The sequence below is a fragment of the Mageeibacillus indolicus UPII9-5 genome, assembly GCF_000025225.2.
Classification (GTDB): domain Bacteria; phylum Bacillota; class Clostridia; order Saccharofermentanales; family Fastidiosipilaceae; genus Mageeibacillus; species Mageeibacillus indolicus.
In genome coordinates, this window is the sequence record NC_013895.2 from 948591 (window position 1) to 960105 (window position 11515).

An 11515-nucleotide genomic window follows, 5' to 3' on the forward strand; every position below is an offset into this window, starting at 1 on the left:
CTCCTGATAAGTTATTTTTTAAAATTAATTTCATTGAATAGCTTTTCCCAATCTTTCCGCCAAAATCGAGTTGTGCCAAAAGTCAAGACCGGCTAAAAGCAATCGACCCGTCAACGGTTTGGTTATGTCGCCCGGATCAAGTAATGAAAATGTTGGGGCGGAGAAATCACATTCAGTCTCATTGATACGCCAGAGCAAAAATTGCCAACCGGTAGAAATATTAACTAGTTGCGGCGACAAATTCCACATACACAACTTTTTTGAGCGATAATCAGGATTAAATACCAAGCAAGTAGCTACCTGATATTCTGCAAATGAGCCAAGCGGCGGAACCGCACTGTTCGTTAATTGCAAAAGCGGTAAAAAGTTCGGCGATTCTTTATAATGGTCTGGCTTCGCAGCATATTGTGGTGATATTATTTCATATTCTAGGGCATAGGCATAATGCAACACTTCACGGTAAGGCAGCGGTAAAGCAGATCCGGCCGGAAGCTTTATCGCCGTCAGCGTATTACCAGAACGGGTTTTCCATAATGGCAAATTTGCCGGCATTCCCAGAGCTGTCCCCGGCTTAAGCGAACGTAGCAGCCACGGCTTGAGTTGAGCGGTATTTTGCCAAGGCATAGGCGGGTATGTCGATGTAACGACATCGGTGGTAAATGGCAAAGCAGGTAAGCCTGATGTGCTATGTAAGCAAGCGGCATTATCCCAGTCAGCCATGGCATAAGCACAACTGGCAGGAGCTGAAATTTCCGGATGAAATATTTCTACTACGTCATAGCCGATCAACTTGGCAAAGGCGGGTCGCCAACTGCCGGCTCGTTCTGCCAGATAAAAGCTGCACAAGCAATCTGTATTAGCCAGGCGTTCATGAGCAGCTAGTTTAAATCTAAGACGAATACGACTGCCGAGAACCGAAATAGAAGTTACATAAGGACAAACAAAACGTTCCTTGGCAAGCTTATTTGCTAAAGCTGCCGTTGTTTCAGTTATATTGGCACACTCTTGCGGAGCTGCAACGGAAGTCAATCTATTGAATTGCGTGTTAAGGCGTGCCGGCATTGATACCGAGTGAGGCAGCATCGCCTTCGGTAATGACAAGGCAGCTGCCAAGACGGCCAGCCGTCTTCCCTGTTCAACCTTGTCAGACGGCAAGTCTGGACACCCGTTCAACATTTTATTATTGTAAGTCAGCGGCAAGTCGTACGTCGGCAGAAAAAATCCAGCCTCATCAAGCGAAGCCAGCCGCGCCAAAAAACAATTATACAAGGCCAAACTTGCTCCGACGCAGCTTTCCGCCCTCAAGACAGCAGGCGTCATTTGCTGGCCAATGAGGACGACAGGCAAATCCTTCCCCCATCTTTCATGCAAAGCAGCAATGTCGTCTTGTAACTCCTTTAAATTGTTAAGGTAACGCAAGCCCGGCTGACATAATAAGCGATTAAACGGTAAGTTCAATTCATTACTGCTTTCAAACTCTTCGATTAATTTCGGTGCTGTCTTAAGATCCATTCCATTTAAATCGAGAGCTGTAAGAGTAATTATCGTCAGCGGCTTATAATTTGCTTCTTTAAAGCGTTGGTAAACAAAAGAATAGATAAGCGCCGGTAGCTCATCGGGCTGCTTGTCGTTAAGATCTAAAGGAACCGGCCTAAGCCTTTCGGTTTCTTTTTCCAGTTGTGGTTGTGACAAATCAAGCCAAGTAGCTGGACATGGCAAATGCCGCCAATCGGGATCGTAGGCCGTAGAAGAATCAGGATCGTGCACCAAGGTAACTGGTGTACCCAGCCACAGCCAAACTTCACCTAATCTAAGATATTTAATCGCCAATACTGCTCCTGAAACGTCATTGAGCAAATCGGATAAAGAATTATAAGCCGGAGCAAACTCAGGCAGGCGTAAAACTAAGTGATAATAAGCAGCGGCATCATCGAACAGCGCCGGCCATTCGATTTTGAATTCACCTTTTTCGTCACTTTTGGTAACCAGCTTTCTGATCAGGTCAGGATAGCTTGATTGTTGCAGGAAAGGCAGAACATTCTCCCGACTTTCGCGCAAAATATAAAACTCAAGCTGAGCATGTGGGGCAGTGTAACCCATAAAAGGTACAGCAAGCCCTTCAGGAATGACCTGCCCCGACTCCCAGCCCGTGCGCAAAAAAATCTTGCTACTTTTATGGTAGCTAAATTCCATCAATTTCACCTTTGACCAGCTTTTGCAAACGCTCAGCCTCGGCCTCATAGCCCGGCTTACCAAGTAATGCAAACATATTTTTCTTGTAAGCCTCAACCCCAGGCTGATTAAATGGGTTCACACCGTTCAAATATCCAGAAATTCCACAAGCTGCTTCAAAGAAGTAAATTAACCCACCAAGGTTAAAGGCGTCTAGCTGTTCAATTTCGACCATAATATTAGGAACACCACCGTCGACGTGAGCCAGAACAGTTGCTTGCATCGCTTTATCGTTGACGTAATGCAAATCGGAACCGGAAAGGTAATTCAAGCCATCAAGATTGTCTGGATCGAAAGGAATCAATAACTCAGAAGCTGATTTGTCAACCTTGATTACGGTTTCCACAAGGTTGCGCCGCCCGTCTTGAATGAACTGTCCCATTGAATGTAAATCAGTCGTAAATTCAGCCGCCGCCGGGAAAATACCGCGCCCGTCTTTGCCTTCACTTTCGCCGTACAACTGTTTCCACCATTCATTAAAATAATGCAGCTTACTTTCATAATTGACCAAAATTTCAGTGGTATAGCCTTTGCGTAGCAAAGCATTACGCGCAAACGCATATAGCATTGCCGAATTACGTTCAGGCTCGGCAGTTAGCAGATTGGAACGCATAGCGGCAGCCCCATCCATCAGGTGCTGAATATTAATTCCAGCAGCGGCGATCGGCAAAAGGCCTACAGCGGTCAAAACCGAATAACGGCCGCCGACATCATCCGGCACGACAAAAGTCTCATATTTTTCAGCCGTCGCCAAAGCTTTTAGCGCACCTCTGGCTTTATCCGTGGTAGCATAGATACGATCAGCAGCTTCAGCTTTGCCATAACGGTTTTCCATGTACTTTTTCAAAACACGGAAAGCAATGGCAGGTTCAGTAGTAGTACCTGATTTAGAAATAACGTTAACCGCCACCTCGTGTTTATCAAGATAAGGCAAAAGTTCCGCTAAATAGTCGACAGAAAGTTGATTACCTGCATAAACAATCTGCAGTTGCGGCTCAGTCTTAAAAGTCTTGCTCAAGGCTTCAATGACCGTGCGGGCGCCGAGGTAAGAACCACCGATACCGACAACTACCAGGACATCAGCCTGTTTTTGGATTTTGGTGGCAGCTTTGAGTATACGACTGAATTCATCGCGATCATAGTTAATCGGAAGATCTAGCCATCCGAGGAAATCGTTGCCGGCGCCTTGCTTATTCAGCATAATCTGTTTGGCCTGTTGGAGCTGCGGCATCATATCAAGTAGTTCATGTTCTTTGATGAACTTTTTCGTGTTTTGCAGATTAATTTTCAACATATGGACCTCCTGTCTGTTGTTACTGCTTTTACTTCTGTATTGCCCGTAGTAAACATTAGTTGTTGTTATTATTATTTATTCTTTGGCTATGTTGGCCAAAATTGCCTCTGTCATTTCTGTCGTACCAACCGTTCGTTCTGTTGGATTCTTATGATAAGGATCTATTAAATCGGCTGTGCGATAGCCCTGTTCAAAAGTTCGCTCAACTGCGCGCTCAATAGTTTGTGCTACTTCCGGCTCATTTAAGCCGTACCGCATCAAAAGTCCGGCACTTAATATGGCAGCAATAGGGTTGCAAATGTCTTGGCCGGCCAAATGTTCAGCCGAACCATGGATCCCGCCGAAAATACCGGGCGAATTCGGAGCACCGAGCGCCGCTGAAGGAGCCAGGGCCGGGGAACCAATGAAAGCTCCCGCGACTTCAGAAATAAAATCGCCAAGCAAATTATCAGCAACTATAATATCAAATTTGTCCGGATTGAGAATTAGTTGATGAATACCATTATCGAAGTACAAAAATTCAATATCGACTTCCGGATAATTTTTCGCTACCTCGGAAAGAACGCGGCGCCAGACACGTGAACTAGCTAAAATATTGGCTTTATCAATGGAAGTTATCTTTTTGCGTGGACGTAAACGTGCCATTTCAAAGGCTCGTACAGCTACTTGTCTGACCTGCTCATCAGTGTAGTGTAAAACGTCATAATCAGCCGGATTACCAACTTTAACGCCGTTTTTTGTAGTGATTTGTGTATTGGCTTGAGTATAAGAATCAAGGCCCGATAGATCGCGAATCAGGATGAAATCTATGCCGGCAGATGTGATACGACGACGAAGCGGCGACAAACCAGCCAACGCAAAGTCCACTTTGCAAGGGCGTATATATGTTTGGACATTCAAAGCGCGCCGCAAATTGATGATTGAATATTCAGGACGCAATTTTCGCGGTTGTTCGTCCCATTTAGAGCCGCCAACCGTACCAAATAAAACAGCTTGCGCAATTTTACACGACTGGATAGTAATATCCGGTAACGGTTCTCCCGTACTGTCAATCGCGATTCCACCCACCATAACTTCGCGATAATCCAACGATACGTCGTATAATTTAGCGGCACGATCCATTACCTTTACGGCCGCCGCTGTCACTTCCGGACCGATACCATCACCCGGTAATACCGCAACTCTATATGTCCTCATGTTTCACCTCAATCGTAAACAGGCTCATCAATGCACAATATTGCAATCTAAGTATAGCAGCCAATTTATTTCCTAGCAACAAAGTATTTTAGTCGGCTATAAGATTAAAAATTTGTGCATTGCCTAACCCGGTTTGAATTCATATAATAAACTGTAAAACTAGAACCGACAAACAGAAAATTGGTTCAAATATCTGGGAGTAACATGAGCCTGATAAGTGTACAAAAAATCAGTAAAAGTTATTACGGTCGTACCCTCTTCCATGATCTTTCTTTCAATTTGGAAGCAGGCGATCGCTTGGCAATTTTGGGCAATAACGGAGTCGGCAAAACCACTTTGCTGAAAATTTTAGGTGATCTTATTTCGCCGGATGAAGGTAAAGTAGTGCGCACCGATTGTCGAATAGGCTATTTGGAGCAAAATATGCGGACGGAAGATCCGGACGCCCCCGTCTGGCAAGCCTCAGACTGGCAAAAAGCAAAGTTAGAATTAGAAAAACGCATGGCTACAATGTCTGATGCCCAAGCCGATTTGGCAGCTTATCAGACTGCATTACACCGTTTTGAAGCCTTAGGCGGTTACGATTACGAATATAATCTACGTGCAGCGTTAAACGGTTTAGGGCTTGCTGATTCTATTTTAGATCGTAACATAGGAAGCTGCTCCGGTGGCGAACGGATGCGTGTCACTTTAGCAAAACTACTCTTGGCTAAACCGGAATTACTGCTTTTGGACGAACCAACCAACCACCTTGACCTACAAGCGATTGAATGGCTGATCGAATATCTGGAAGGATACAAAGGTACAATTTGTGTGGTTTCGCATGATCGATATTTTTTGGATCATTTAGTCAAACGGTGTGCCTATTTATCGGCTGCTGGTCTGCGCATTTTTACCGGAAACTTTACCAGGAGCAGCGAAACGAAAAAGGCTGAAGACGCTTTATTAGCAGGGCAAGTGGCTGATCTTAGCAAAGAAATTGAACATCAGGAAGCCGTAGCGCAGACATTTCTTTCGCATCGCAACATCAGCGGTTTTCACAGTCGGGAAAAGCTTGTAAACAAACTGTCCGACCGTCTGGCAACTTTAAAAGCGCAAATAAAAGCGGAAAATGGCAAACTGACCTTTAAATTTCAGGCCTTGCCTGATGACGGAGACCCCAACCGCATTATCATTCATACCGAGAATTTGGCTATCGGTTACGGAGAAACCTTCTTGTGTCATGACATCAATTTGAACCTTCGCGCACACGAAAAAATTGTTTTGTTGGGCAACAACGGCACAGGTAAGACAACCCTGATGAACGTATTAGCAGGCCGCATCCTCCCACAGGAAGGCAAACTGAAAATCGCTGAAAATTTATCGGTTGCTTATATGAGCCAAATTGTTGAATTTCCCTGTGAAACAGACAGCTGTCTGGATACATTGCTTAGGTATTCACAATCTGATGTCAAAGAAGGTCGCAATTTACTGGCACAATTCGGCTTTAAGGATATAGACGTATTCAAGTTAGTTAATACACTTTCCGGGGGTGAGCGATGTAGGCTGTACCTTTGTTGTGTTCTGCAAGCAAAGCCACAGTTACTGTTTCTAGATGAACCGACCAACCACCTTGACATTTATTCCCGCTCAATTCTAGAAGAGGCGGTAGCAGCATATAACGGCTCCGTAATTGTAGTTAGTCACGACCGCTACTTCATCGAAAAATTTGCCAATCGTTTTTTGTGCATAACCGGGGGGAAAATGATTGAATGTGCCAACATCACAGCTGCACTAAAAGCGTGTCAGAATCATGGTATAACCGGAACCAAGTCAGGAAAATCGTACGACGACAAGGCATCCATCAAATGTGCAAAAATCGCCGGCACCGGCAAGTCGACAGCTATTCCTAACCTCGATGCCGAAGCTACTGGCCGCCCCCTCGCCTCGGCCAATATTGATGCCAGCAAATCATCAGTACGGCAAATGAGTCCATCTACCAAGCGTCGTCTGATAGCCAACCTCAAAAATACCATCAAAGATTTAGAACTTTCCATCGAGCGCACAGAAAATGAAATTAAGGCGATAGAAATAGATATTTCCCCTTCTACCAAGCCGGAAGAATATGAAAAGCTGGCTGCTCTGACTGCAGAAAATGAAAAGAATTGGGAGCTTTACGTGCAAACGCAAAGTGAGCTTGATGAACTTGCAGCAGCTTCTGATTAATTAGCCTACGCATTCCTCGCAACAGTTTATCCCGTAAAATCAGCCCCATAAAATCAGCCGAAGCAGATTAACGATATAACTATATAAAAAAGCGGTCTTCAAGAAGGCCGCTTGCATTGTTCTATATCCGAAAGCTTAAGTTACTTGCCTCCGCCTTCATTTGTCGAGCCTGGTTCTGTTGTCGTGTTAGCCGTACTGCTGTCGTCAGACGATCCGGATACAGCATCACCGGATTCAGATTCCTTAGTTTCCGCGCTTGCTGCTTCGGTAGGTTTGGCACCCAAAGATTCCGCTTCTTTTCGAGTAATAAAGTATGCTTTGCTGATAACCGGCTTGTCGATTATTGCTTCGTTATTCGTTTTTAAAGCGGCAATGCGGTCAACCTCGTCCATGCCGTAGATAACATCGCCAAACGCCGCATATTGATCATTAAGGTTTGAGCCGGAACGGCTGTCCAAAACGATGAAAAATTGGGATGAAGCACTGTCTTTATCTTGGCTTCTGGCCATCGACACAACTCCCCGCTTATGTTTTAGTGGGTTGAAAATTCCGTTGGTCAAAAATTCTCCTTTGACGGTTTCATCGGAACCACCGCTGCCGTTACCAGATGGATCGCCGCCTTGTATGACAAATTGCGGCACAGCACGGTGAAAAGTAAGCCCGTTATAAAAGCCCTTGCCGACCAGCTTTTGAAAATTGGCCACTGTCAGTGGGGCCGCCTGAGGAAAAAGTTGGATCACGATACTCGCTCCACCAGCCATGTCCATGCGCACAAAATTGGTTGCTGTTTTGCTGGGTTGCATATCCGGCAAAGGTTGTTTAACCTTTTCTGCTGTGACAGCAGCATCTGTGGCACCGGTTTTGGCTGCCTCGGCCGCTGCTTTTCCTTCTTTATCGTTTTTACCGCAGCCTACGTTAATGCCGGCTAAAGTGACAGTTAGCAATACGGCGGTTAAACTTTTCATCCATTTATTCATTTCGCAATTCTCCAATCTGAAGGGAATAATTCAATTAGCTATACTTTAGCATATATGTTTCACTGGTTCACTATAATTTTGTTAACCGCTTGTAAAATATGAGCTGAAAATAATTGGCTAAACGTGTATAATGCAAACAATTGAATCAAGGAGGAATTTGTATGATAACTAAAGAATTATTGCGTAAATTTGCAGATAACTTCAATAACGCAACCAACCTTGCCGCAGCTTACGGCGTGGCCAAAGCTGGCTTAAAAGCGGCCGCTGTTGACCCGCAAATGAGACAAAAACATCAGTTTGTCTACTCTTTGCAAACAAAGATGGGTGAAATCACTAATCAAAAGCAAAGCGGTCGGTGCTGGATGTTTGCCGCTTTGAACGCTGCGCGTGTAGCGTCTATGGAAAAATACAACCTCAAGACTTTGGAATTTTCGCAAGCTTACACTTTTTTCTGGGATAAACTGGAGAAGGCAAATGCATTTTTGACTGCCATTATTGAAACAGCTGGTGAAGACGTTCACAGCCGTTTGGTCAGTCATTTATTGGCCGCGCCGGTACAAGACGGTGGGCAATGGGATATGTTCAGCGGAATTTTGGAAAAATACGGTATCGTGCCAAAGGATGCCATGCCTGAAACGTATAACTCTTCTGCTTCGCGTGAAATGGTGGAATATCTCACTTCTAAACTGAGAGAATATGCTTGTGAACTGCGAAAAATGGTGCATAATGGGGCATCAAAGGAAGATTTGACGGCGCGTTTGGAATCTATGCTCAGCTATGTGTATACCGTATTGGTGAAATGCTTGGGTGTGCCACCGACGGAAGTCGTCTATGAGTATTATGACAAAGATGAGGTATTCCATCGCACCGAACCGATGACGCCACAGGCTTTCCTAAAAGACTTTGTCGGCTGGGATCTGGCGGCAAAAGTCAGTCTCATAAACGCGCCTACAGCTGACAAGCCTTATTACAAAGCCTACACTGTCAAATATCTGCACTCAGTTCTGGAAGGACGACCGATTAAATATGTCAACCTGCCGATCGAGGAGTTGAAAGCGGCCGCAATCAAATCTATCCAAGCGGGTGAACCGGTTTGGTTCGGTTGTGATGTCGGCAAATATCTGGATCGCGACACCGGTATTATGGATCTCGATCAGTTCCATTATGCCGAAGTTTTGGGCGAAAAGTTGCGTCTTAATAAAGCGGAAAGATTAGACTACGGCGATTCTCTGCTCACCCACGCCATGGTTTTAACGGGGGTAAATCTTGATGCGAACGGAAAACCGCTCACTTGGAAAGTAGAAAATTCTTGGAGCGATAAGGCCGGTAATAAGGGTGTCTTCTCAATGAGTGACCGATGGTTTGATGAATTCACTTACGAAGTAATGGTCGATAAAAAATATGTCAGCGAAAAGGCAAAAGCTGCTGCGGAAGGTGAAGTAATCGCTCTTGAGCCTTGGGATCCGATGGGTGCTTTAGCCGAGTAATAGGGTGTAATTAAAATCAAACAAAAATTGGTCATTTCTGCTCGACCTAGTTCTAAGAACAGTCTTTTGAGCAGCTATTTAAAAAACTTTTAGCTCGTAAAACGCATAATAAACGGCATAGTCGATGTTATCGCTATGCCGTTTGTGTTTATCTTTGCATTGCGTTGCATTTGACTGGCGCGGCTTGACGTAAGCGCACGGTCAGTCATCTTCTGCAGGAACTTTCCTGGCCTCGTCGGTTGGCGACGTTTCGCTTTCTGTCGGCGGCGTTTCGCTTTCCGTTGGCGGCGTTTTGCTTTCCGGCGACGCTTCGCTTTCCGTTGGCGGTGTTTCTGCCACTGACGCCGTTTCTGCTACCGCCCGCCTATCCTTACGCTCGCGCCACCATTTATAAACCAACAAAAACACCAGCAAAACGACCAGTAAGCCAATCAGCCAAATGATCCAACTTGAAGTCAAAATTTCCCCTGTTTTGGCAAAACCAGTTTCCAAAAACTTAAACACCTTGCCTAACGGCTTAGCCGGCGGCGAAGACGGATTAGACTTATCGCAAGGCATGCAGCAGCCTACCCAAATACGGAAATAAGCTGGCGGCGGACCATTATACGTGTGATTATAGACAACAGAATCATACTTATATCCGTCATCACCCTTGATCTGCCGCGTCTTCCCGATAACTTTCCCCTGATATTCCCAAGCCAAAACCGTTATCTCATAAGTTCGCTGGTCATAAACATATTCAAGACTATCGCCGGCATTATAAGCATAACTTTCAAGGCTCAAAATATATTCATACTTCCCTTTTTTAGGAAAATCAATGCATATTTGTTGGCTTGCCTTGCCGGTTAAAGTAAAACGATAAACACCATCCTTACTACCTTCAGGCAATGGAGCCAAACCGTCCTTCGCTTTAAGCGTATAGGTAAAAGATGCCTGCGGCACGCTGAGACCAGATTTAGCTTTTACCGTAAAAGTCTGGCTGACGGACAGTTCTTCATAATTACAAGCCTGTACCTCGAAACAGAAACCGTTACCCCAGACGAGTGCAAAAACAAGCAACGCAATAAAAATAAACCGATACACTTTTGATTTGTCGTGCAACGACCTCAATTATTTCTCCCGTCCTTTCCGCGCCAAAGTTTCCTAAGCACCTTATATATTAAGTATAACAGTACAAGAATCAGCCAAAGAGCCGAAAGCGCATAGAATAAATCGAAATCATTAAAATAGGCTAGCAAATTGCTGAGACGTACCGGTTTAACTTTTTCCGCATCAGGATTAACCTGAACTTGATCCTCCAATTTTGCGACTAAAATATATCGACCGTCGGTAATTGTAAAATTACAGGTATCCATAACTACCAGGCGGTCGGCGGCGGTTACACCTATATCTCGCTTGAACTGCGCTTTATCAAAAATATATTTGATAAAAGATTCTTTATCAGCAACAGAGTTATAGGATGTCTGGAAAATTCTCTGATCCGTTCCCACCGTTTGAATAAAGGCGAAGAAGTGCAAGCCTAAACTTTGCTTATCATTGCGGTGAATGACCCCGTACTCATGGCTGTTAAAAAAATCTGCCTCAGCAAATAAGCCGATGTCGCCGAACATCTTGCGCTCGACCATGAAATGTCCGTAAATTATGTTGTTGAAATCGCTAAAGTCGGGCTTGTTGCCGGAGTCAAGGAAAATACTGCCGGCGGTTGAATATTCTCCAGTAACCGTCTCACTCAGATAGCGGTAATTATCTTTTCCCTGTAAAATCGGGTAGTCGATTTTGGTGCCGTAAACATCAATCCAACCAATTACGTCCGGGTTGATGCTGCGTAATTTTCGATAGGCGACATCACCGTTTTCGCGCGGCTTATATACGGCATATTCTTCCGCCCCGGCTTGTTCAAGTACCAAATTGCTGTCATAAAGAGCATATGCACCTAATATGAGCAGAAGAATCGAGATGGCTAAAACGGCGTAGTCGATAGCAGAGCTAAATCGGTTAATAAGATTGATCAGGCATTTTTCGCCGCGTCTCAGCGATTGATTATTTTGCGTTTGTTTAGCTGATTTTTTATTCATGTTACACGAAACAGCCCGGTGATTGCCCGACACTTGCCGGGTAACCAC

8 protein-coding genes are annotated in these 11515 nt (G+C 44.8%); 2 read left to right on the forward strand and 6 right to left on the reverse strand.

Translation table 11 applies throughout. From position 1 onward, the window contains the following. Positions 1 to 30: 30 nt before the first annotated feature. The 3 genes from HMPREF0868_RS04255 to leuB form a co-directional block, all read right to left on the reverse strand. The gene (locus tag HMPREF0868_RS04255) at positions 31 to 2193 is read right to left on the reverse strand and encodes a hypothetical protein (protein WP_012993470.1); all 2163 of its coding nucleotides are present in this window, start codon (positions 2191 to 2193) and stop codon (positions 31 to 33) included. Beyond that, entirely contained in the window at positions 2183 to 3526 is a 1344-nt protein-coding gene (locus tag HMPREF0868_RS04260; RefSeq protein ID WP_012993471.1) for a glucose-6-phosphate isomerase, read from the reverse strand. The genes HMPREF0868_RS04255 and HMPREF0868_RS04260 overlap by 11 nt, the downstream gene beginning before the upstream one ends. A 75-nt stretch (positions 3527 to 3601) precedes the next feature. Continuing rightward, the gene (leuB, locus tag HMPREF0868_RS04265) at positions 3602 to 4723 is read right to left on the reverse strand and encodes a 3-isopropylmalate dehydrogenase (protein ID WP_012993472.1); all 1122 of its coding nucleotides are present in this window, start codon (positions 4721 to 4723) and stop codon (positions 3602 to 3604) included. Between the two features lie 204 nt (positions 4724 to 4927). Here leuB and abc-f point away from each other — a divergent pair, with 204 nt between their 5' ends. Then, a complete protein-coding gene (abc-f, locus tag HMPREF0868_RS04270) occupies positions 4928 to 6928 on the forward strand; it encodes a ribosomal protection-like ABC-F family protein (RefSeq protein ID WP_012993473.1) in 2001 nt (666 codons plus the stop codon). Positions 6929 to 7068: 140 nt separating this feature from the next. Here abc-f and HMPREF0868_RS04275 read toward each other — a convergent pair whose 3' ends face one another. After that, positions 7069 to 7905, reverse strand: coding sequence for a peptidylprolyl isomerase (locus tag HMPREF0868_RS04275; protein WP_012993474.1), 837 nt, complete (start codon positions 7903 to 7905; stop codon positions 7069 to 7071). 161 nt (positions 7906 to 8066) lie between these two features. Between HMPREF0868_RS04275 and HMPREF0868_RS04280 the strand changes: the two genes are divergently transcribed. Then, positions 8067 to 9392, forward strand: coding sequence for a C1 family peptidase (locus tag HMPREF0868_RS04280; RefSeq protein ID WP_012993475.1), 1326 nt, complete (start codon positions 8067 to 8069; stop codon positions 9390 to 9392). Positions 9393 to 9593: 201 nt separating this feature from the next. Here the strand turns inward: HMPREF0868_RS04280 and HMPREF0868_RS04285 are convergent, their stop codons facing one another. Both HMPREF0868_RS04285 and srtB read right to left on the reverse strand, forming a co-directional pair. Continuing rightward, a complete protein-coding gene (locus HMPREF0868_RS04285) occupies positions 9594 to 10493 on the reverse strand; it encodes a hypothetical protein (RefSeq protein ID WP_157667968.1) in 900 nt (299 codons plus the stop codon). A gap of 5 nt (positions 10494 to 10498) precedes the next feature. Then, positions 10499 to 11467 (reverse strand): class B sortase, encoded by a 969-nt coding sequence (gene srtB / locus HMPREF0868_RS04290; protein ID WP_012993477.1) that lies wholly within the window; start codon positions 11465 to 11467, stop codon positions 10499 to 10501. Positions 11468 to 11515: the final 48 nt, after the last annotated feature.

Bases quoted from the DNA above. Each gene is read 5' to 3' on its own strand.
- HMPREF0868_RS04275 (WP_012993474.1), bottom strand. From the start codon at position 7,905: ATGAATAAATGGATGAAAAGTTTAACCGCCGTATTGCTAACTGTCACT.
- srtB (WP_012993477.1), bottom strand. From the start codon at position 11,467: ATGAATAAAAAATCAGCTAAACAAACGCAAAATAATCAATCGCTGAGA.
- abc-f (WP_012993473.1), top strand. From the start codon at position 4,928: ATGAGCCTGATAAGTGTACAAAAAATCAGTAAAAGTTATTACGGTCGT.
- HMPREF0868_RS04260 (WP_012993471.1), bottom strand. From the start codon at position 3,526: ATGTTGAAAATTAATCTGCAAAACACGAAAAAGTTCATCAAAGAACAT.
- leuB (WP_012993472.1), bottom strand. From the start codon at position 4,723: ATGAGGACATATAGAGTTGCGGTATTACCGGGTGATGGTATCGGTCCG.
- HMPREF0868_RS04255 (WP_012993470.1), bottom strand. From the start codon at position 2,193: ATGGAATTTAGCTACCATAAAAGTAGCAAGATTTTTTTGCGCACGGGC.
- HMPREF0868_RS04280 (WP_012993475.1), top strand. From the start codon at position 8,067: ATGATAACTAAAGAATTATTGCGTAAATTTGCAGATAACTTCAATAAC.